Source organism: Actinomadura sp. NBRC 104412 (assembly GCF_030269515.1).
In the GTDB taxonomy this organism is placed as follows: Bacteria; Actinomycetota; Actinomycetes; order Streptosporangiales; family Streptosporangiaceae; genus Spirillospora.
Genome location: NZ_BSTM01000007.1, coordinates 21503 through 40265, shown reverse-complemented (window position 1 = coordinate 40265; position 18763 = coordinate 21503). Strand labels below are relative to the sequence as shown.

Below are 18763 nucleotides of genomic sequence, written 5' to 3'. Positions count from 1 at the left end.
GCCGAGCCCCGGCCGCTACCAGGTGCAGGGCAGGTCCGCCCGGATCACCGTCGGCCCGCCGACCGGGCTGTCCACGGTGAGCAGGCCGTCGATGGTCGCCGCACGGTCGGCCAGGCCCGCCAGCCCGCCCTCGGGGCGCGCCACGGCACCGCCGACCCCGTCGTCGGTCACCTCGACGATCACCCAGGAGTCCTCGCGGTGGACGCGCACGCCGGCCCGGGTCGCGCGGGCGTACTTCGCGATGTTCGCCAGCGCCTCCGCCACGATGAAGTACGCGATGCTCTCCACCGCGGCGGGCGGACGCTCCGGCAGATCCACCTGCACCTCCACGGGCACCGGCGCCCGCCCCGCCAGCCCCGACAGCGCCGGGTCCAGGCCGCGGTCGGTGAGGATCGCCGGGTAGATGCCCCGAGCCAGATCACGCAGCTCGGAGATCGCCTCCTTGGTGCCCGAATGCGCCTGCTCGATCAGCGCGCGGGCGCCCTCCGGGTCCTCGTCCAGCTTGGCGCGGGCACGTCCGATGTCCATCGCCACCGCCAGCAGCCGCTGCTGGGCCCCGTCGTGCAGGTCGCGCTCGATCCTGCGGCGCTCGAACTCCGCCGCGTCCACCCCGCGCGCCCGGCTGGCCCGCAGATGCGCGGTCCGCTCCCGCAACCGCAGGTTCTCCACCTGCGTACGGGACGGGCCGAGCAGGAACTGGGTGAGCACCATGTGCCCTGCGGCCATGCCCCGCGTCACGTACATCCCCAGAATTCCCAGCAGCACCCCGACCAGCGTGCCGGGCAGCGCCCCGAACGCGTTGTCCGCCCAGAACGACACCACGCCGAAGCTCACCTCGACGCCGCCCTCGGCCGCGGCGATCAGCGGCAGCGCCAGAAACGCCCCGGCCGCGCTCCAGACCGCCACCATCACAGCGAACTCCACCACGCCCAACGGGAACCGCAGGGCGAGATACAGCAGGTCCTTCCACGTGGCCGGGTCACCCGCCATCGTCTTCAGCTTCGTCAGCGGATTACGCCCCGGCGGCAACGGACGGTACGGACTGGGAATCCGCACACCGAACGCCGCCCACGCCATCCCCCGCTCCAGCACCGCCGCGAACCGCCAGTAGACCATCATCAGCGCCAGGCCCGGGATACCCACCCAGATCACCACCGTGGCCGCCGACACCGACAACCCCACGACCAAGGACACGAACCAGGCCAGCCCGACGAACATGCTGGCACCCAGGTAAAGCGCCGAACGCCACGTCACCGACGAACGCGCCAACGCCACCGGATTCCAGGTCCCCTTCACCACCGTCCGCGTGCGCATGGCCGCCGTGGCGCTGCCGCTCATCTCGCTCATCGCTCCTCCGTGCCAGGTCCACCGTACGCAACCAGCCTCGCCGACACCGCCCCCAACGGCCATGGTGCCCACCGCCTCCCAGGGGTAGGGAAAACCAGAGTTTTTTGGGCAACCGCAAGCTGCGCTGTGTTCATTGGCGGTGCCTGCGGCGTCGGGCGCTGAACGCCCTCCTTCTCCGGCACCGCGTGCGATCGCTGCATCGCTCCGACTCGCCCAGGGGCTCGCTCCGCGATCAGGGTCTCGCTCCGCTCGCCCCTGCCTTCGGACGCGATCGCAACGCGTGTTCATTGGCGGTGCCTGCGGCGTCGGGCGCTGGGCGCCCTCCTTCTCCGGCACCGCGTGCGATCGCTGCATCGCTCCGACTCGCCCAGGGGCTCGCTGCGCGATCAGGTTCCTCGCAAGCTCGGAACCTGCCTTCGGACGCGATCGCAACGCTTGGGCGCCGTTCGGGGCTGGGGTTGGGGCTGGGGTGGGTGCGAGAGGTGCTTATTTGCAGGTGCGAGCTGCGCTTCTCGCCTTGGCGGCTGGCCGCTTGTTGCGGTTGCGGCGATCGCTGCATCGCTCCGACTCGCCCAGGGGCTCGCTTCGCGATCAGGTTCCTCGCAGGCTCGGAACCTGCCTTCGGACGCGATCGCAACGCCTGGGCGCCGTTCGGGGTTGGGGTGGGTGAGAGCGCGAAACGGCCCGCGCCGGGGTGGCGCGGGCCGGGTGGTACGGCTTGCTCAGCGGTCGTCGGAGACGGTGGTCTTCTGGACCTGGAGCAGGAACTCGGCGTTGGACTTGGTCTCCTTCATCTTCTCGATGAGGAGTTCCAGGGCCTGCTGGGTCTCCAGGGCGTGCAGGACCCGGCGGAGCTGCCAGACGACGCGGAGTTCCTCGGGGGCCATGAGGATCTCTTCCTTGCGGGTGCTGGACTGGTCCACGTCCACCGCCGGGAAGATGCGCTTGTCGGCCAGGCTCCGGTTGAGCTTGAGCTCCATGTTGCCGGTGCCCTTGAACTCCTCGAAGATGACCTCGTCCATGCGGGACCCGGTCTCCACCAGGGCGGTGGCCAGGATCGTCAGCGAGCCGCCGTTCTCGATGTTGCGGGCCGCGCCGAAGAACCGCTTGGGCGGGTAGAGGGCGGTCGAGTCGACACCACCGGACAGGATGCGGCCCGAGGCGGGCGCGGCCAGGTTGTAGGCGCGGCCCAGACGGGTGATCGAGTCCAGCAGGACGACGACGTCGTGGCCCAGCTCCACCAGGCGCTTGGCGCGTTCGATGGCGAGTTCGGCGACCGTGGTGTGGTCCTCGGCGGGACGGTCGAAGGTCGAGTGGATCACCTCGCCCTTCACCGTCCGCTGCATGTCGGTGACCTCCTCGGGACGCTCGTCGACGAGGACGACCATGAGGTGGCACTCGGGGTTGTTCTTGGTGATCGCGTTGGCGATCGCCTGCAGCACCATCGTCTTGCCGGCCTTGGGCGGCGAGACGATCAGGCCGCGCTGGCCCTTGCCGATCGGCGACACCAGGTCGATGATCCGCGTGGTGAGGATCCCCGGGTCCGACTCCAGGCGCAGCCGCTCCTGCGGGTACAGCGGGGTCAGCTTGGTGAAGTCGACGCGGCTCTTGGCCTGGTCGGGCTCCATCCCGTTCACGGTGTCGAGCCGGACCAGCGCGTTGAACTTCTCCCGCCGCTCGCCCTCGCGGGCCTGCCGGACGGCGCCGGTGATGACGTCGCCCTTGCGCAGCCCGTTCTTGCGGACCTGCGCCAGCGAGACGTACACGTCGTTGGGACCCGGCAGGTAGCCGGTGGTGCGCACGAACGCGTAGTTGTCGAGGATGTCGAGGATGCCCGCGACGGGGATCAGGACGTCGTCCTCGGTGATCACCGGCTCCTCGTAGCGGTCGCGCCCGCCACGGCCGCGGTTGCGCTCGCGGAACCGGCGCCCGCGCCGCCCCCGGCCGCCGCCGTCCTCGTCGTCGGACTGGCCGCCGCCCCCGGAGCCCTGGCCGCCGCGCTGGCGTCCGCCCTGGTCACGGCCCTCACCCCGCTCGCGACGGGAACGCTGCCGGCCCTCGCGGCCACCCTCGCGGCCCTCGCGTCCGCCCTGGGCCTCGCCGCCGTCGTCCTCGGCCCGGCCCCCGCCACGGCGTTCGGCCTGCTTGTCCTGCCGTTCCTGGCGCTCGGCGGCGCGACCGTCGGCCTTGGGTTCGTCCTTGGTCTCACCCTTGTCCTCGTCCGCCGGCTGCTCGGCCGCGGGGGCCGGCGCCGGGGCCTCGGCGAGGGCGACCTGCCCTTCGGCCTCGGCCCGCTTGGCCGCGGTGTTGCGGCCACGGCGGGTGCGGGTGGCCGGCGTCTCGGCCGCCACGGTGCCAGCGGCTCCCTGCTCGCCCCCGCCCGAGCCCTGGTCGCCGCCCTGCTTCTCCTGGATGGCGGCGATGAGCTGGCTCTTGCGCATCCCAGTGGTGCCGGTGATGCCGAGGCTGGACGCGAGCGCCTTGAGCTCGGGCAGCACCATGGCCGACAGGCCGGTGCCGGACCGGCGGCGCCGGGGGGTGGCGCGCTGCGCGCCCTCGGCGCTTTGCGTGCCTTCCGGAGCGGCTGGTGCCGTGCTGGATGCGTCCGTAAGCAGTTCGCTGGATTCGCTCACTAAGGGTCCTTCCCAGGGAGCGGGTGTAGGCCGGCGAGCGGCCAGGCAACCCGGTAGTGCGGCCCGGCGGGGGCGCCGAGTCGGGCTCCGCGGCGCGCGGCGTCACCGCGCTCCGCGATTTCTGGGCACAGCCAGATGGTGGTCGGGACGTTTCGCTCGTGCGAGTTCCCGGTACCGCTACCTCCGAAGTTGGTTCGCAGGAACGCCTGACATCGGGATGTCACGGTGTCGGGAAGCCTAGTACGCGGGACCGACACGACCGAAGGGCCGGACAGGCGACGCGCGGCTGACGAGCACAGGGCCCCGAACGGGGCATCTGGTGCGGCAATCAGCCTAACATCACCAGGGCACACTGCTATTCCCCAGAGGTCGATGTCTTCGCATTTTACCTAGCCGGATCATTCCACCAGGGCGGGCCGCCGCGGCCGTCCTCGCCCATGCATCGTCTGCGAAGGTCAAGGCCGGACGCTGGAACCGTCACGCCGAACGCGTGCGCCGCGGGGGGCGACGTTCAGCGGGTGTATGTGCCAGCCATTACCCACTTTCGGCGCCATCGAATCAACTCTCGCGGCGCTTGTGAAGCCCAGGACAGTAGGTCCTGCCCCGGAAATGACCGCGGGGACACCGGCGGCGCGCAGCCGGGCGAGCAGTTCCGCCGACTCCGGCATGGCCGGGGCGCGGTGGTCCTGATGCAGCCGGTCCTCCGTCGCGGCCATGAGGATCTCGTCCCCGAGCCCCTCGGTGAGCGCGGCGACGAGCAGCGCGGCCCGTCCCGCGTTGGCGGCGGCGTCGGCGTGCGGGACGGTCTCCGGCAGCAGCCCCCGCGCCCGTTCGGTGGCCAGCCGCTGCTCCGGGACGAACGCGATGACCTGGTCGTTCTTGGGTTCCAGCCGGACCGAGGACGGGCCGTCCTTGCCCGTCCAGGCGATGGTGAGCCCGCCGGACAGGCAGGGCGCGACATTGTCGGGATGCCCCTCGATCTCGGTGGCGAGCCGCAGCGCGACCAGGTCGTCCAGCACCCGTCCCGCGGGGTGCAGGTGCCGCGCCGCGAGGATGCCGGCGACGGTCGCAGCGGAGGACGAGCCGAGCCCGCGGCTGTGCGGGATCCGGTTGACGCAGCGCAGCGCCAGGCCCGGAGGCTGGCCTAGATCGGACTCCGCCAGCTCGTCGGCCAGCTCGAACGACCGCCGCAGCACGCGCACGATCAGGTGCCGCTCGCCCCGGTCGGCGACCTCGGCACCCTCCCCGTCCACCTCGATGGACAGGCCGCCGCCGGTGACCGCCACCTCGACCTCGTCGTACAGCGTGAGCGCCAGCCCGAGCGAGTCGAACCCCGGCCCGAGGTTCGCGCTGGTCGCCGGCGCCTCGACGACGACGCGGGCGCCGATGGACCACTGGTGGGTCATGCCAGCCCGAGAGCGGAGGCGGCGGCGTGCGCGTCCACCTTGACGGTGGTGGGGGCGGGCGCGCCGGAGATGGCCCAGTCGGGGTCCTTGAGGCCGTTGCCCGTCACGGTGCACACGACCCTGGAACCGGGCTGTACGACACCGCGTTCGGCGGCCTGGAGGATCCCCGCGACGCTGGCCGCGGACGCGGGCTCGACGAACACGCCCTCCTCGGTGGCCAGCAGCCGGTACGCGGCCAGGATCTGCCGGTCGGTGACCGAGTCGATCGCGCCGCCCGACTCGTCCCGCGCCGCGATCGCCAGGTCCCAGGACGCGGGGTTGCCGATGCGGATCGCGGTGGCGATCGTCTGCGGCTTCAGGACGGGCTCGCCCTTCACGAACGGCGCCGCGCCGCTGGCCTGGAAGCCCAGCATCCGGGGGCGCCGGGACGCGATCCCGTCCGCGGCGTACTCCCCGTACCCCATCCAGTACGCGGAGATGTTGCCGGCGTTGCCGACCGGGAGGCAGTGCACGTCCGGGGCGTCGCCGAGCGCGTCCACGATCTCGAACGCGGCGGTCTTCTGGCCCTGCAGCCGGTACTTGTTCACCGAGTTGACCAGCGCCACCGGATAGTCCACCGACAGCTTCCGGGCCAGTTCGAGGCAGTCGTCGAAGTTGCCGTCCACCTGGAGCAGCCGCGCGCCGTGCACCAGCGCCTGCGCCAGCTTGCCCATCGCGATCTTGCCCTGTGGCACCAGCACCGCGCAGGTCATCCCGGCCCGTACCGCGTAGGCGGCGGCCGAGGCCGAGGTGTTGCCGGTGGACGCGCAGATCACCGCCTTGGCACCGTCCTCGGCGGCCTTGCTGATCGCCACCGTCATGCCGCGGTCCTTGAACGACCCGGTCGGGTTCGCGCCCTCGACCTTGAGATACACCTCGCATCCCGTCAGCTGCGACACCCGCGGCGCCGGCAGCAACGGTGTCCCGCCCTCCAGCAGGGTGACGACGGGCGTGGCTCCCGTCACCGGAAGGCGGTCGCGATACTCCTCGATGAGGCCGCGCCAGGCGCGGGCGGTCGCGTTCACGTCGTTCTCCTCAGATGACCTGCGATGTCGCGCAGATTCTAGGCTTCCGGGGAGCCTACTCGTCGCCCTCTACGCGCATTACGCTGGCCACCTCGCGCACGATGTCGAGCTTGTGGAGGCGATCCACGGTGGCGGACAGGGCGGCGTCCGGTGCCCGGTGCGTCACCACGACCAGCTGCGCCTCGTCCCCCCTGCCCTCCTGGCGGACGGCCTGGATCGACACGTCCTGCCGGGCGAACTCCTCGGCCACGGCCGCGAGCACCCCGGACCGGTCCGCCACGTCCAGTTGGACGTAGTAGCGCGTGATCGTCTCACCCATCGGCAGGACGGGGAGCTTGGCGTAGGTGACCTCGACCGGCCCGCGGCTTCCGGCCACCCGGTTGCGGGCCACCGCGACCAGGTCGCCCAGGACGGCGGACGCGGTGGGCGCACCGCCCGCGCCGGCACCGTAGAACATCAGGGACCCCGCCGACTCGGCCTCCACGAACACCGCGTTGAACGCCCCGCGCACGCTGGCCAGCGGATGCGACCGAGGGATCATCGCGGGGTAGACGCGTACCGAGACCCCGCGTCCGCCGTTGCGGCCGTCCTCGTCCGGGACGCGCTCGCAGATGGCCAGCAGCTTGACGACGCTGTCCATCTCCTTGGCGCCGGACACGTCCGCGGCGGTCACCTCGGTGATGCCCTCGCGGTGGACGTCGGCGGCGGTGACGGGGGTGTGGAAGGCGAGCTGCGCCAGGATCGCGGCCTTGGCCGCCGCGTCGAAGCCCTCCACGTCGGCGGTGGGGTCGGCCTCGGCGTACCCGAGCGCCTGCGCCTCCTCCAGCGCCTCGTTGAAACCGGCGCCGTGGGTGTCCATCTGGTCGAGGATGTAGTTGGTGGTGCCGTTCACGATGCCCAGCACCCGGTGCACGTGGTCGCCCACCAGCGACTCGCGCAGCGGGCGCAGCAGCGGGATCGCGCCCGCCACCGCCGCCTCGTAGTACAGGTCGGCGCCGTACTCGCGGGCCGCGGCGAACAGCGTCTCGCCGTCCTCGGCCAGCAGCGCCTTGTTGGCGGTGACCACCGACTTGCCGGTCTTCATCGCCTCCAGCATCAGCGACCTGGCCGGCTCGATCCCGCCGATCACCTCGACCACCAGGTCCACGTCGTCCCGGGTGACCAGGGACTGGGCGTCGGTCGTCAGCAGCCCCGGGTCGATGCCCGCCCGGTCGCGGTCCAGCCGGCGCACCGCGATCCCCGCCACCTCCAGCGGGGCGCCCACGCGCGCGCTCAGGTCGGCCGCCTGCTCACGCAGCAGCCGCACCACCTCCGAGCCCACGACGCCGCATCCCAGCAGCGCCACCCGCAGCGGGCTCCCCTCGGGTTTCACGCTCCAACCTCCGCATCGAGCCGCAGCAGATCCTCGTCGGTCTCGCGGCGGACGATCACCCGCGACTCCCCGTTCCGCACCGCCACCACCGCCGGCTTCGGAACGAAGTTGTAGTTGCTGGCCATCGACCGACAGTACGCACCCGTCGCGGCCACCGCCACCAGGTCCCCCGCCGTAAGATCTTCGGGCAACCACAGGTCCCGCACGACGATATCCCCGCTTTCGCAGTGCTTGCCGACAAGCCTGGAGAGCATCGGGTCCTCTTGGGAGGCCCGGCTCGCCAGCACGCAGGAGTACTCGGCGCCGTACAGGGCGGTGCGCAGATTGTCGCTCATCCCGCCGTCGACCGACACGTACGTGCGCAGCCCCTCGACGTTCTTGACCGTGCCGACCTCGTACAGCGTCACCCCGCCGGGCCCGATGATCGCGCGTCCCGGCTCCACGGTCAGCCTGGGCATCGCCAGCCCGTACGCCTTGCACTCGTGGGCCACGATCGACCGTAGCCCGTCCGCCAGGTCCTTCGGGTCGTGGGGTTCGTCACCCGGCACGTAGGCGATGCCGTAGCCGCCGCCCAGGTCCAGCTCGGGTAGCTCGATCCCGTGCTCGTCCCGGATCGCCACCAGCAGCCCGGCGAGCCGGTGCGCGGCCACCTCGAACCCGTCGGTGTCGAAGATCTGCGAGCCGATATGGGAGTGCAGCCCCACCAATTCGAGTTGCTTGAGTTCGAGCACCCTCCGCACGGCCTCGAGCGCGTCCCCGTTGCTCCTTGAGAAACCGAACTTCTGGTCGTCATGGGCGGTCGCGATGAACTCGTGCGTATGCGCCTCGACACCCGTCGTGACGCGCACCATCACCTTCGCCCTGACACCCTTTTCCTTTGCCAGAAAACCGAGCCGGGCGATTTCCTGGAACGAATCGAGCACGATCCGTCCGACACCGGCCTCAAGGGCACGGTCCAGCTCCGCCACCGACTTGTTGCTGCCGTGCATGGTGATGCGCTCCGCGGGAAAGCCCGCCGCCAGCGCGACCGCCAGCTCTCCCCCGCTGCACACGTCCAAGCCGAGCCCTTCCTCGTGCAGCCAGCGGGCCACGGCCGTACACAGGAACGCCTTTCCCGCGTAGTGCACATCGCCGTCATGGAACGCCGCCGCGTACTCCCGCGCCCGCGACCGCACGTCCTCCTCGTCATAGACGAACAGGGGCGTCCCGTACTGCCGGGCCAGGTCCCGCACGTCCACGCCGCCGATGCGCACGACACCGTCGTCCTCGCGCTTGGCGCCGCGCGGCCAGATCTGCGGATCCAGCGCGTTCAGATCGTCCGCCGGCGGCATCGGGTGCTCCTCGGGCAGGACGTCGGCATGCCGGGGTCCGGCGGGGTGAACTCTGCTCATATCCGCTCTCTCGGGGTCTCACCGATCATCTTCAGGCCGTTGCCCAGGGCGACGCGCGCGGCCTCCGCCAAGGTGACCCTCGCCGCGTGCAACGCACCCGGTTCCTCCCCGCCCTGAGGCAGCGCGGGGCAACGCTCGTAAACGTCATGGAAGCCGTCGGCGAGGCGCACGAGGAACCCGCCCAGCTCCCCTTGGCGCACCCACCCCGGCATCTCCCCCAACAAGGCCAGCAACGCCAACTCTTCCCGCCGGCCCAACCCCTCCGGCGGGCCCGCCTCCACCCCCAGATCCCGGGCCCGCCTCCCCACAGCGGCAGCCCGCGCGTACGCATACCTCACCCGAAACCCTGGATTATCGAACGTCCGCGGCCTATCCGCCCAAGCAACCGCCTTAACCCGCCCCCACCCGTACGAAGGGTTTCGGGCGACATCAGAAGCCAATTCCTCCGGCCGTTCCACCACGATCCGAAGAAACCCGCCGTCCACCTCCACAGCCCCAATCCCGGCAACGTCTCTCACAAAATTCGCAACAACCTCGGCATCAACACCAACCCGCAAAGCCACAGGACTCCGGTAAACCCCAGGCCCCACGCAGCGAAGCCCCACGTCCGCCGCACAACCCCCGGCACGCTCGACCGCCCGCCCAAGAGCGGCACTCACCTCGCCCGGAGTCACCCTGGTGAGACTAGCCGACCACTATTCGAGACAGCACGCCGCCAAGCTACGCGGACGCCGCCGCCAGCTTCCGCACCGTCTGGATCAGCTGGTTGGGGTCGAACGGCTTGGTCACGTACGCGTCCACGCCGATCTCGTGCCCCCGCCTGATGTCGTGCTCCTGCGCCCTGGCCGTGATCATCACGACCTTGATGTCCCGGGTGAGCTCGTCCTCCCTGAGCCGCATCGCCGTCACCCACCCGTCCAGCCGCGGCATCATCACGTCCAGCGTGATCACATCGGGACGCACCTCGACCACCTTCTCCAGGCAGTCCTGACCGTCCACCGCGGTCGACACCTCGAACCCCTCAAGCTGAAGGTTCACCGCGATCAGCTGCCGGATCACCTCATCGTCGTCAACGACCAGCACGCGTCCCAGTGGCTCGGTCACGGCCACGAAGTTAGTCGACTCCACCCGGCAACGCACAGCGAACCGTCCAGGTACGCGCCCACTCACCAACCCTGGTAACCTTCCTTCCGCGCCAGAACGCAACCGCCCCCTTAGCTCAGGGGATAGAGCAACGGCCTCCGGAGCCGTGTGCGCAGGTTCGAATCCTGCAGGGGGCACCGAGATCACCAGCAAGAAGGAGCCCCTGACCAGCGCAACGTCGGCCAGGAGCCTTCTGCTGTGTGGGACTCTAGGCGACCGAACGCGAACCGCGACGTCTCGGCCCCCTTCGCCGGTTCGGCCTTGCCGTCTGCGCCGGCCGCCGATGGCCGTCCCTGGTTCAACTGCCTGCCCGAAGCCGGCGATGTGATCCCTTCGCGGCCGGTGCGGAGGACGAGGTGGTCGGTGCCGCAGCGGCGCAGGGCGTCGCGGGTGCGTCGGCGTGGGCGGCGGCCGCTCGGGCGCACCCCGGTTGATCGGTCCCAATACGGTCCCACGGGGACCGGCCGACACTGGGGGCTTCCCACCGTTGAGGGCGTCGGAGATGCGACGCTTGGCGATCTCGTCCTGCCCGACGACGGGCCTCGACATTGCGACCGCTCCAGCAGCGGCGCGACCTGCACAGACGCCCGCATGCTCCGCGCGGCATGGACCGCGAACCAACGAAGTGCACCGCCGCGGAACCTGGGGTTCGCCTGTGACCGAGCGCCGCGGGCGGCAGCGCCGGGTCGCGAGAACGGGGCTGGCCGACGTGACTGCCGCACCAGCCAGAACCTTGCGGGTGCGGCACCCAACCCACGGCGGATAGGGGCAGGCAGCACCGACGCTGACGGGACCGCCCGCACGGCGGCCGAGGGTGTGCAGGGGTTTGTCGAGCTCGACGCCGCCGATGACGGCGCGAAGCGTGTTGAGCTCGCCGACCCCGGCGCCGCAGACGGCGCAGGTGACGGTCTGCACCACGCCTCTGAGCGGTGTTCCACCAGGACCGACCGGGTGCCATGGTTCCGCCAAGCCCGCCGAGCCCGCGCCGACGCTTCCGGTGCAGGCCGGGCTGCTGCACACGCTCCTGGACCAGTGGGAGCTGAGGGACGTGCTGGTCGTCGGGCACGACATCGGCGGAGGGATCGCGCAGCTGCTGGCCGTCCGCGCGCCCGACCGCGTCACCGGGCTGGTGCTCGTCGACACCGTCGCCTACGACTCCTTCCCCGAGCCGACGATCGCCCGGCTGCGCGACCCCGGCTGGGACGAACGCATCCAGAGCATCGACCTGGCCGCCGGACTGCGGAAATCGCTGGCCAAAAGGGCTCGGCGACCAGGCCGCCGCCCCCGGGCTCGCCGCGATGTACGCCGCCCCCTTCGAAGGACGCGAAGGCCGCGCCGCCTACCTGCGCGCCGCCCGCGCGCTGCGCACCGAGGACCTGTCCGCGGCGATGGACGAGGTGGAGCGGCTCAAGTGCCGCGTGCTGATCGTCTGGGGCGAGGACCCCTTCCAGCCGATCCGCTACGGCGAGCGGCCGGCCGCCGCCCTCCCGGCGGAGCGCACCGGCCTGGGCGCTCGTGGCGAAGCGGAGTCCACAACAGGGTGGATGCGATTCCTTTGTCGCGTTTCGTCAATTACCGTTGCATTGAATGCAATAGTCTGTTGCGCGATCGGTAACGCTCCTCCACCATCGCTAGGCATGAGTGAGACGGAGCGCACATCAGCGGCCCGGCTGTTGGCGATCCTCGAGGCGCTGAGCTGCGGCGACGGCATGACCGTGGCCGAGCTCGCGCGCACCCTCGGACGCGACAAGTCGATCGTGTCGCGGGGCCTGCGGCCGCTCGTCCAACTGGGGCTGGTGGAACGCAGCCCGGACGGACGGCACCGGCTCGGGTGGCGGCTGTTCACCTTGGCGGCACGGGCCGGCGACCAGCGGCTGCTGCTGCTCGCTCCGGCGGTGATGCGACGGCTGTCCGATGTGACGCAGGAGCGCGTCCATCTGACGGTCCTGCACGGTCGCGAGGCGCTCACGATCCTGTCGGAGAGTTCGCGGCGGACCATCGAGGTGGTCGGCTGGGTGGGCCGGACGTCGCCGGTGCACTGCACCTCGTCCGGACGTGCCCTCCTGCTCGACCATTCCGACGACGAGATCCGGGAACTGCTGGCGGACGTGCCGTTCTCGGGTCCGGGGCCGAAGGCGCCCAAGGACGTCGACGAACTGCTGCGTCGCGTGCACCAGGCCAGGCGACGCGGCTTCGCGGTCGTGGACGGGGAGTTCGAGAAGGATCTCGTCGCCGCGGCCGCTCCGGTGCGGGATTTCCGTAACCAGATCATCGCCGCGCTCAATGTCTCGGCACCCGCCTACCGCCTGCAGGACCGGCTCACCGCGGTCGGCCAGCAGGTCGCGGCGGCCGCGGCCCACCTCTCGCAAGCCATCTCGTCCAGTCCTTCCGGGCCCGAATGCCTGGAGCCCCGCTGAATCAGGAGTACACGCATGCATACGATTCCCTTGCCCTTCTTCAGCAACGGCCATCGGCTCGACGCTGATCTGCACCTCCCTGACGACAGCGGTGCGGGCGCACCGTACCCGATCGTGGTTCCGGCCAGCGGATTTCAGGGACTCAAGGTCATTCACCCGGAGCGGTTCGCCCGTGCGCTGACCCGGCGGGGCTATGCCGTCCTGGCGTTCGACTACCGCGGCTTCGGCCTCAGCGAAGGGGAGCGCGGCCGCCTGGTGCCCCAGGAGTGGGCCGAGGACCTGCGCGCCGCGGTCGACCGGGTCACCGGGCATGCCGATCTCGACTCCGACCGGGTGGCCCTGCTCGGCTGGGCCCTCGGCGGAGGAGCCGTCATCGCCGCGGCGGCCGACGACCCCCGGGTCCGCGCGGTGATCGTTTGCAACGGGATCGCCGACGGCTGCCGGTCCACCCGGAACATGCACGACGAGGAGTCGTGGAAGAGCCTGCTCAAGCGGGTGGCCGCGGACCGCGTCCACCGCGCCGCGCACGGCCGCTCCGAGATCACCTCCCCGTGGGACATCGTCCGGCTCGACCTCGACCGGCGCACCGACACGTACGTCGACGAGGAGCTGTACAAGGCGCCCGGGTTCGGTTCGGGCGTGACCCTGGAGTCGGCCGACTACCTGCTGCGGTTCCGTCCGGTGGACGTCGTGCACCAGATCGCGCCGCGGCCGCTGCTCATCGTGCACGGCGCGGAGAACCGTCTGCACCTGCCGGAGGAGGCACGGCACCTCTACGAGGCGGCGGGGGAGCCCAAGCGGTTGGAGCTGCTGGAGGGCAAGGGCCACACGGAGTGGATGTTCGACGACGACCCGACCTTCCTCCGTGTGGTGGACCTCATCGACGGCTTCCTGGCCGAGGCGTTCGCGACCGGAACCACCGCCGGCACCGGGTGAATCGGGGCGCCGCCATGTCCTTCATCGAGTACGTCGACCAGAACAGTGACAGGATCGCGTTCCTCACCGTGCAGCACGTGCAGGTGGTGCTTCTCAGCGTGGCGATCGCCGCGGTCATCGGTGTCGGCCTGGGGGTCGCGACGGAACGCGCGCCCCGGGTGCGCCGGGCACTGCTGGCGGTCACCGGCACGCTGCTGACGATTCCGTCGTTCGCGTTGTTCGGCCTGCTCATCCCCGTTCTCGGGCTGGGGCTCGCACCGACCGTGGTGTCGCTCACCGTGTACGCGGTCTTCCCCATCCTGCGGAACACCGTCACCGGTCTGGAGACCGTCGACCCCGCGGTCATCGACGCGTCGCGGGGCATGGGGCTCGCGTCCAGGCAGCGGCTGATGCTGGTGCGGCTGCCGCTCGCCTGGCCGGTGATCCTCAACGGCATCCGGGTGGCGACGATCATGGTCGTGGCCATCGCGTCGATCGGCGCGGCGGTCCGCGGGCCGGGACTCGGCGAGCTGATCTTCCGGGGTCTGTCCCGCATCGGCGGCGCCAACGCGTTCAACGAGGCGATGAGCGGCGTGGCCGGAGTCGTCCTCGTCGCACTGACACTCGACCTTCTGTTCGTTCTCATCGGCCGGCTCACCACCCCGCGAGGGCTCCATGACTGATCCCACCGCCAGCACTCCCCCGCCCGACGTGATGATCCGCCTGGAAGGGCTGGTCAAGCGCTACCCCGGCCAGTCCACCGACGCCGTCTCGGCACTGTCGATGGACATCCGCCGCGGTGAGTTCGTCGTCTTCGTCGGCCCCTCCGGCTGCGGCAAGACCACCACCCTGCGCATGATCAACCGGCTGGTCGAACCCAGCGCGGGCCGCATCTGGATCGACGGAGAGGACGTCACCGACGTCGATCCGGACCGGCTCCGCCGGCGGATCGGCTACGTCATCCAGCAGATCGGCCTGATCCCGCACATGTCCGTCGCCCAGAACGTCGGGCTGGTGCCGAAGTTGCTCGGCTGGGACAAGGCCCGGATCCGCGACCGCGTCGACGAGCTGCTCGACCTGGTCGGCCTCGATCCGGCCGTGTTCCGGGACCGCTACCCCAAGCAGCTGTCCGGCGGGCAGCAGCAGCGCGTCGGCGTGGCGCGCGCCCTGGCCGGCGACCCGCCGGTCATGCTGATGGACGAGCCGTTCGGCGCGATCGACCCGATCACCCGGGACCGGCTCCAGGACGAGTTCCTGAAACTGCAGGAGCGCATCCGCAAGACCATCGTCTTCGTCACCCACGACATCGACGAGGCGCTCAAGCTGGGCGACCGCATCGCGATCTTCGGTGAGGGCTCGCGGCTGGCGCAGTTCGCCACCCCGCTGGAGATCCTCTCCGCCCCCGCCGACGACTACGTCCGCTCCTTCGTCGGCTCCGGTGCCGCGATCCGCCGCCTCGGGCTGCTGCGGGTGGCCGACATCCCCGGCGGGACCGAGCCGCCCGGCGACGGCGCGGTGCGCGTCACCGAGGACCACACCGTGTACACGGCGCTGGAGGAGATGCTCCAGTCGGGCGCCGACAGGATGGTGGTCAAAGGCGACGGCCATGGCGAGCGCTCGCTGACGCTGCGCGACCTGCTCCTCGCGGCGGCCCGCGCGAAAGGGGAACCGCGGTGAGCGCCGCCGACACGGTGACCGTCGAGGCCGGCGCCCCGGCCCGCGGCTGGGCCCTGCCGGTCATCGCGGTGACGCTGGTGGCGGGCATGCTCGGGTATCTGCAGACGGCCGAGCTCGACTCGATCGAGGCGCGGCTGGTGGCGACCGACGAGATCCTCGCCCGGACGGTCGAGCACGTGCGCCTGGTGGCGGCGTCGACCGTCGCGGTCATCGTCATCGCGGTCCCCCTCGGCGTGCTGCTGACCCGCCGCCGGGCCCGGCCGCTCGCCGCCCCGGTCCTCGCACTGGCCAACGCGGGCCAGGCCATCCCGTCCATCGGCGTTCTGGTGCTGCTGGCGATCCTGTTCGACGTCGGGTTCGCGATGGCGGTGATCGCCCTGGTGGCCTACGCCGCCCTGCCGGTGCTGCGCAACACGATGGTCGGCCTGAGGCAGGTCGACCGCTCCGTCATCGACGCCGGCCGGGGCATGGGCATGAGCCCCCTGCAGGTGCTGCTGAAGATCGAGCTGCCCCTGGCCGTGCCGGTGATGATCGCCGGGATCCGGATCGCCCTCATCCTCAATGTCGGTGTCGCGACCCTGGCCACCTACACCAACGCCGGCGGCCTGGGATCGCTGATCGAAAGCGGCATCGTCTTCAACCGCATGCCGGTCCTGATGACCGGCAGCGTCCTCACCGTCGCACTCGCCCTGCTGGTGGACTGGCTGGCCGGCCTCACCGAGCAGTTCCTCCGGCCACGCGGCCTCTGACATCCACCCCACGGAAGGATCGACCATGCGCACACCACTCCGCGCCATCGCACTCGCGGCTCTGGCCGCCTTGCCCCTCGGCGGCTGCGCCCTGGGCCAGTCCCCGGGGGGGGACGTCGCCAAGGGCTCCCTGGCATCGAAGGGCAGCCTGGACGGCGTCACCCTGACCGTCGGCTCCAAGGAGTTCACCGAACAGCTGGTGCTCTGCGAGATCACCGCCGTCGCGCTGGAATCGGTCGGCGCCCAGGTGAAGCGCAGCTGCGGGATGTCCGGCAGCAACACCGTCCGCAACGCGCTGACCGGCGGCTCGATCGACATGTACTGGGAGTACACCGGCACCGGCTGGATCACCCACCTCAAGCAGACCAAGCCGATCAACGACTCTCGGCAGCAGTACGAGGCGGTCGCCAAGGCCGACCTGGCCCAGTCGGGCATCCGCTGGCTCGCGCCCGCTCCGGCGAACAATACGTACGCCATCGCGACCACCAACGAGAAGGCGGCCCAGCTCGGCGTCAAGACCATCTCCGACTACGCCGCGCTGGCCAAGAAGGACGCTAAGCAGGCCACGTTCTGCGGCGCCGCGGAGTTCTTGGGCCGCAACGACGGCTGGCCGGGGGTGGAGAAGACCTACGGCTTCGACCTGCCCCGGTCGGCCGTCGCCGAACTCGCTCTCGGCGCGGTCTACAGCTCCATCGACAAGTCCTCCCCGTGCACCTTCGGCGAGGTGTTCGCCACCGACGGCCGGATCAAGGCGCTGGGGCTGACCGTGCTCCAGGACGACAAACGGTTCTTCGCCGTCTACAACCCGTCGCTGACGGTGCGCAAGCAGGTGACGGACCGCAGCCCGCAGCTCGCCGACATCATCGCGCCCATCACGGCGGCGCTCGACGACGAGGCGCTGCGCGGCCTCAACGCCAAGGTGGACGTCGACGGCAAGACCCCTGAGCAGGCCGCCCGGGACTGGCTGCGCAGCAAGGGCTTCATCGGATGACGAGGAGCGCCCCGGCACTGCGGGTCGCCCTGCTGCAGACCGCGCCTCGGCTCGGCGCGGTGGACGCGAATCTGGCGGAGCTGAACCGGCGGCTCCGCCAGGTCGCCGACGCCGACCTCGCGGTGGCGCCCGAGCTGGCCACCCACGGCTACCACCTCGGCGACCTCGACGACCCCCGCCCCCTGCCCGCCGCCGACGAACGGCTCGCCGGGCTCGGCGGGCACGGTCCGGCCGTGGTCGCCGGATTCGCCGAAGCCCACCGCCATCACCGCTACAACAGCGCCGCGATCGTGGACGGCGAACGGGTGGCGGTGCAGCGCAAGCTGTACCTGCCCACCTACCGCGACTGGGAGGAACGCAAGCACTTCCGTCCCGGCGGCCGGCTGCGCTGCCATGACGTCCGCGGCGCCCGGGTGGCGGTGCTCATCTGCAACGACCTGTGGCAGCCCCCGCTGCCGTGGCTCGCCGCGCACGGCGGCGCCGAGGTCGTCGTGGTCATCGCCAACAGCGTCGAAAGCGAGGCCGCCGTCCCCGTCCGCAAGGCGTGGGACCTTCTCCTCGCGCACACCGCGGTCGCCCTGCAGACCTACGCCGTCTTCGTCAACCGGTCCGGCGTCGAGCGCGGCCGGCGGTTCTGGGGCGGATCGTGCGTGGTCGGCCCCGACGGGGAGACGCTGGTCCGGCTCGGCGCGGACGAGGATCGGGCCGTGGCCGACCTCGACCTCGCCGCGCTGCGCGCGCTGCGGCGGCGATGGCCGCTGCTGCAGGAGTCCCGGTTCGACCTGGTGGCCGGTGAAGCCGCGCGCCTGGCCGCCGAGGAAAAGTGACATGTTCGACTGCCATGTGCACGCCGCGCCTGACATCGTGCCGAGGATCGGCGACGACGCCGACGTCCTCGACGCCTACCGGTCGGACGGATTCCACGGGTTCGTCCTCAAGGGCCACTATGAGTCGACGGTCGGCAGGGCCCGGGCGCTGTCCCGCAGCGGCATGCCCGTCCTGGGCGGCATCACGCTCAACCAGGCCGCCGACGGGATCAACCCCGCCGCCGTGGCGGCCGCCCTCGCCGCCGGCGGCCGCGTGGTGTGGATGCCCACGGCCGACGCGCACACCCAGGAGCGGGCCGGCCTGCCCCGGCTGTGCGACCGCGAGCGGCGGCTGGACCGCCGGGTCTTCGCGGTCCCCCCGGTCGATCCGGACGCGCGAACCGCGGCCGACCTCGTCCTCGCGCTGATCGCCGACCACGACGCCGTGCTGGCCACCGGCCATCTCAGCGGCCCGGAATGCGCCTGGCTGCTGCACCGCGCGCGGTACTTCGGGATCCGGCGGGTGCTGCTCACCCATCCGTCCTACACGGTCCCGGCGCTGACTCCCGCCGAGATCGCCGAACTGGCCGAGGCCGGGGCGCACGTCGAGATCACCGCCTACCAGCTGCTGCACCAGCCGGGCTGCACCGCGGCGGCGCTGGCCGCCGTCGCCCGCGCCGCCGCAGATCGCCTGGTGCTGTCCTCCGACGCCGGCCAGCCGGACTCCCCTCCGCCGCCGCAGGCGCTGCGCCGGCTCGTCGACGAGCTGGCGGGCCAGGGCCTCGACCCCGGCGTGCTCGAGGCGGCCGCGTCCACGGTGCCCGCCCGGCTCTTCCTCACCTGAAAGGCCGA

16 protein-coding genes, 1 tRNA gene and 1 pseudogene are annotated in these 18763 nt (G+C 71.3%); 10 read left to right on the top strand and 8 right to left on the bottom strand.

The window, feature by feature from the left end; genetic code table 11:
- Nucleotides 1-15: 15 nt before the first annotated feature.
- The 8 genes from QSK21_RS11085 to QSK21_RS11050 form a co-directional block, all read right to left on the bottom strand.
- The gene (locus QSK21_RS11085) at nt 16-1347 is read right to left on the bottom strand and encodes a sensor histidine kinase (protein ID WP_285695432.1); all 1332 of its coding nucleotides are present in this window, start codon (nt 1345-1347) and stop codon (nt 16-18) included.
- Nucleotides 1348-2069: 722 nt separating this feature from the next.
- A complete protein-coding gene (gene rho / locus QSK21_RS11080) occupies nt 2070-3980 on the bottom strand; it encodes a transcription termination factor Rho (protein ID WP_285695431.1) in 1911 nt (636 codons plus the stop codon).
- Nucleotides 3981-4435: 455 nt separating this feature from the next.
- Nucleotides 4436-5386, bottom strand: coding sequence for a homoserine kinase (thrB, locus tag QSK21_RS11075; protein WP_285695430.1), 951 nt, complete (start codon nt 5384-5386; stop codon nt 4436-4438).
- Nucleotides 5383-6450 carry a threonine synthase gene (thrC, locus tag QSK21_RS11070; protein ID WP_285695429.1) on the bottom strand — a complete coding sequence of 356 codons (1068 nt, stop codon included), beginning with the start codon at nt 6448-6450 and terminating at the stop codon, nt 5383-5385. The genes thrB and thrC overlap by 4 nt, the downstream gene beginning before the upstream one ends.
- Before the next feature lie 55 nt (nt 6451-6505).
- Nucleotides 6506-7795 carry a homoserine dehydrogenase gene (locus tag QSK21_RS11065; protein WP_285695691.1) on the bottom strand — a complete coding sequence of 430 codons (1290 nt, stop codon included), beginning with the start codon at nt 7793-7795 and terminating at the stop codon, nt 6506-6508.
- 23 nt (nt 7796-7818) lie between these two features.
- The gene (gene lysA / locus QSK21_RS11060) at nt 7819-9213 is read right to left on the bottom strand and encodes a diaminopimelate decarboxylase (RefSeq protein WP_285695428.1); all 1395 of its coding nucleotides are present in this window, start codon (nt 9211-9213) and stop codon (nt 7819-7821) included.
- Nucleotides 9210-9887, bottom strand: a complete 678-nt coding sequence (locus QSK21_RS11055) for a DALR anticodon-binding domain-containing protein (protein ID WP_285695427.1) — start codon at nt 9885-9887, stop codon at nt 9210-9212. The genes lysA and QSK21_RS11055 overlap by 4 nt, the downstream gene beginning before the upstream one ends.
- Nucleotides 9888-9933: 46 nt before the next feature.
- Nucleotides 9934-10296, bottom strand: a complete 363-nt coding sequence (locus tag QSK21_RS11050; protein ID WP_285695690.1) for a response regulator transcription factor — start codon at nt 10294-10296, stop codon at nt 9934-9936.
- A 125-nt stretch (nt 10297-10421) separates the two neighbouring features.
- Here QSK21_RS11050 and QSK21_RS11045 point away from each other — a divergent pair.
- From QSK21_RS11045 to QSK21_RS11000, 10 genes and pseudogenes are all read left to right on the top strand, one after another.
- Nucleotides 10422-10493 (top strand) — tRNA-Arg (locus tag QSK21_RS11045).
- A 710-nt stretch (nt 10494-11203) separates the two neighbouring features.
- Nucleotides 11204-11554: pseudogene (locus QSK21_RS11040) on the top strand (alpha/beta fold hydrolase); the annotation flags it as partial.
- Between the two features lie 100 nt (nt 11555-11654).
- Complete coding sequence (locus QSK21_RS11035) at nt 11655-12773, top strand: IclR family transcriptional regulator (protein WP_285695426.1); 1119 nt, start codon at nt 11655-11657, stop codon at nt 12771-12773.
- Nucleotides 12774-12788: 15 nt separating this feature from the next.
- Nucleotides 12789-13709, top strand: a complete 921-nt coding sequence (locus tag QSK21_RS11030; RefSeq protein WP_285695425.1) for an alpha/beta hydrolase — start codon at nt 12789-12791, stop codon at nt 13707-13709.
- A 14-nt stretch (nt 13710-13723) separates the two neighbouring features.
- Entirely contained in the window at nt 13724-14371 is a 648-nt protein-coding gene (locus QSK21_RS11025) for an ABC transporter permease (RefSeq protein WP_285695424.1), read from the top strand.
- Nucleotides 14364-15365, top strand: coding sequence for an ABC transporter ATP-binding protein (locus QSK21_RS11020; RefSeq protein ID WP_502871546.1), 1002 nt, complete (start codon nt 14364-14366; stop codon nt 15363-15365). The genes QSK21_RS11025 and QSK21_RS11020 overlap by 8 nt, the downstream gene beginning before the upstream one ends.
- The gene (locus QSK21_RS11015) at nt 15362-16114 is read left to right on the top strand and encodes an ABC transporter permease (RefSeq protein WP_285695423.1); all 753 of its coding nucleotides are present in this window, start codon (nt 15362-15364) and stop codon (nt 16112-16114) included. The genes QSK21_RS11020 and QSK21_RS11015 overlap by 4 nt, the downstream gene beginning before the upstream one ends.
- Nucleotides 16115-16139: 25 nt before the next feature.
- On the top strand, nt 16140-17105 hold the full coding sequence (locus tag QSK21_RS11010) for a glycine betaine ABC transporter substrate-binding protein (RefSeq protein WP_285695422.1): 966 nt from the start codon (nt 16140-16142) through the stop codon (nt 17103-17105).
- Complete coding sequence (locus QSK21_RS11005; RefSeq protein ID WP_285695421.1) at nt 17102-17932, top strand: nitrilase-related carbon-nitrogen hydrolase; 831 nt, start codon at nt 17102-17104, stop codon at nt 17930-17932. Before QSK21_RS11010 ends, QSK21_RS11005 begins: the two co-directional genes overlap by 4 nt.
- A gap of 1 nt (nt 17933) precedes the next feature.
- Nucleotides 17934-18755, top strand: coding sequence for a DUF6282 family protein (locus tag QSK21_RS11000; protein WP_285695420.1), 822 nt, complete (start codon nt 17934-17936; stop codon nt 18753-18755).
- The last annotated feature ends 8 nt before the right edge of the window (nt 18756-18763 follow it).